Below are 2668 nucleotides of genomic sequence, written 5' to 3' on the forward strand. Positions count from 1 at the left end.
CGATCGCCACCTGCAATCCGACCGCCAGCGTGAGCGGTTCTCGCGGGTGATCTGATGGCCACCGGCGCCTTGCTGGCCGGTGCGCTGGCGCTGGGCCTGGCCAGCTCGCCACACTGCGGGCTGATGTGCGGCAGCGTGTGCGCCGCCATCGCCCGCCATGGGCGGGGCGATGCGGTGGCCCTGCATGCCGGCCGGCTGGCCAGTTATGCCGCCGCCGGTGCCGTGGCCGCTGCCAGCATGGCCGCGCTGGGCCGCTGGGCACAGCTGGCGCCGATGCTGCAGCCGCTGTGGAGCGCGCTGCATGCGGCGCTGCTGGTGTGGGGCCTGTGGCTGCTGTTCACCGGCCGGCTGCCGGCGCTGCGCGCCAGCCTGGCCAACACCACGCCCGACGGCTGGCAGCGCATGCGGGGACCGGTGCGTTCGGCCGGCATCGGCCTGGCCTGGATCGCCCTGCCCTGCGGCATGCTGCAGTCGGCCCTGCTGCTGGCGGCGCTGGGCAACGGCGCGGCCGAAGGCGCGGCGGTGATGGCCGCCTTCTGGCTGGGCGCCGGTCCGGTGCTGTGGCTGGCGCCTGCGCTGTGGCTGCGGCTGGCGGCGCCGGCACGCGGCGCCGGTTCCGGCACCGCCCGCCTGGCGCAAGGCTGGCCGGTGCGCCTGGCCGGCGCCACGGTGGTGGCCACGTCGGGCTGGGTGCTGGCGGGCGGGCTCATCAGCCGCGCGGCGGCCTGGTGCTTCAGCTGACCGTGACGCCGCGCAGGCGGCCCAGCGACACACCCGCCAACTGCAGCAAGGCCGGCACCGCCGCCGACGACAGCGCCTGAAACTCCGCCACCCGCGCCGCGGCGATGTCGTCGCCCGGCACTTCAGCCACCGCGGGATGGCACATCAGCAGGTCGCCCGGCTGGGCCAGCGACAGCCAGCCCTGCAGCCGCTGCAGGTAGCGGACGGCATCGCCCTCGAAGCCGTACACGCCCAGCAGCCGGCCATTCTGCGCGATGCCGTGCCGGCGCGCCAGGTGGGCCAGGGCGCGGGCACCCAGGCTTTCGATCACCCAGGGTTTGAAGGCCGCCGCCATGCCCGCGCCCGGCACCCGCGGCTGGCGCGTGCTGCGCAGCCAGGGCTGCCGGCCCGGGTAGCGCTGGTTCAGCACCGCCACCAGGCGCTCGCGCACCACCGGCAGCTGGTGCACGTGCTGGTGGCCGTCCACATGGTCGGGCGGGCCGCCCCAGGCCTGCTCGAAGCGCCAGAGCTGCTCCTGGATCTCGCGCTCGATGGCGCGGCCGTCCACCGCGCGCAGCAGGCTGGCCGCGATCCAGCGCGGCAGCGGCTGCCTCAGCGCCGCCTGCACCGGAAAGGCCGTCAGGTCCAGGTGCAGGCCGACGTCGGCCCGGTCGCCGGCCACCTCGCGCAGCATCGCCGCATCACGCGGCCAGGCCGGTGCTGCCGCCATCACCGACACCGCGTTGACGCGGCCTTGCGCCACCAGCTGCACCACGGCTTCGTCCACCGCGGGATGCAGGCCAAAATCGTCGGCCACCACGCACACATGACGCAGCCCCCGATCAACCGCCCGCCCACCAGCAACCGCCGCAGCGCGGCCTGGTTCGTGGCCGTGGGCTGCACCGCCGCCGCCGTGCACTGGAGCATCGCCGTGGGTCTGGTGGCCCAGGCCGGCTGGCCGCCGCTGCTGGCCAACGTGGCCGGCTGGCTGGTGGCTCTGGGCGTGTCCTTCGGTGGGCACCATGGGCTCAGCTTCGCGGGTCATCGGGCGCCGCTGCGGCAGGCGGCGCCGCGCTTCGCGCTGGTCTCGGGCATGGGCTTCCTGGTCAATGAGCTCAGCTATGCGCTGCTGCTGCGGCTGGCGCCTGAACACTATGGCGCATGGCTGGCGCTGGTGCTGGTGCTGATGGCAGGGCTGACGTACCTGCTCGCCCGGCACTGGGCGTTTGCAGGCAAAGCGGCGCCATAGCGGCACTGGCCGCATCCACCCTCCACAGGCTTTGCCGTGGCCCCTGGTACACCGGCGTGGCGCCGGCCAGCCAGGGCGGCAAGGGCTCGCTGCCGGCGCGCGGCGTGCCGCCGATCACCCAGGCCATGCCGCTGCGGCACACCAGGGCCGGCACCGCGGCCGGCTGCAGCAGATGTTCAGCGGCGGCGGGGTGGGCAAAGTCGCTGGCTTCGGCCAGTTCCTTGCGCCAGCTGTCGCGTCGGTGCACGGCCGGGTCGTCCCAGTCGTCGGCCACCCACACCGGCTCGCCCAGCCGGGCGTAAAAGGGCACGTCGTAGGCGTACTGGCCCAGCATCACCACCGGCTCGCCGGTGCGGTGCAGGCCCCGCAGGGCCATGCCCAGCTCGCGCGTGGTGTGCGCCTTGTCCACGGCCAGCACGCCCACGGCGGTGAAGTTGAGCGCCAGGCTCACCAGCAGGCTGGCCCTCAGCGCCAGCTGCCAGCGGCGCGGCGCCTGCGCACCCGGCAGGCAGCGCGCCACCCACCAGGCCAGCGGCGGCACGCAGGGCAGGATGTAACCCACCAGCTTGGACTGCGGCAGCGAGAAAAACACCAGCACCACCGCGATGGCGCACAGCATCAGCAGGCCAATGTCCTGCGGGTCGGGCTGCTGCACCGGGCGCACCGGCGCACGCAGCCACAGCAGCCAGGGCAGGCTCA

3 protein-coding genes are annotated in these 2668 nt (G+C 74.5%); 2 read left to right on the forward strand and 1 reads right to left on the reverse strand.

The genetic code is table 11. The features are described from left to right. Positions 1 to 54 precede the first annotated feature (54 nt). Positions 55 to 741 (forward strand): sulfite exporter TauE/SafE family protein, encoded by a 687-nt coding sequence (locus ABNT58_RS07990; RefSeq protein WP_348752972.1) that lies wholly within the window; start codon positions 55 to 57, stop codon positions 739 to 741. Here the strand turns inward: ABNT58_RS07990 and ABNT58_RS07995 are convergent. After that, complete coding sequence (locus ABNT58_RS07995) at positions 734 to 1537, reverse strand: ChbG/HpnK family deacetylase (protein ID WP_348752973.1); 804 nt, start codon at positions 1535 to 1537, stop codon at positions 734 to 736. The genes ABNT58_RS07990 and ABNT58_RS07995 overlap by 8 nt on opposite strands. A 9-nt stretch (positions 1538 to 1546) precedes the next feature. On the opposite strand from ABNT58_RS07995, the gene ABNT58_RS08000 reads away from it, so the two are divergent. Continuing rightward, complete coding sequence (locus ABNT58_RS08000; protein ID WP_348752974.1) at positions 1547 to 1969, forward strand: GtrA family protein; 423 nt, start codon at positions 1547 to 1549, stop codon at positions 1967 to 1969. Positions 1970 to 2668 lie beyond the last annotated feature (699 nt).

Source organism: uncultured Aquincola sp., from assembly GCF_964001545.1.
GTDB lineage: Bacteria > Pseudomonadota > Gammaproteobacteria > Burkholderiales > Burkholderiaceae_C > Aquincola.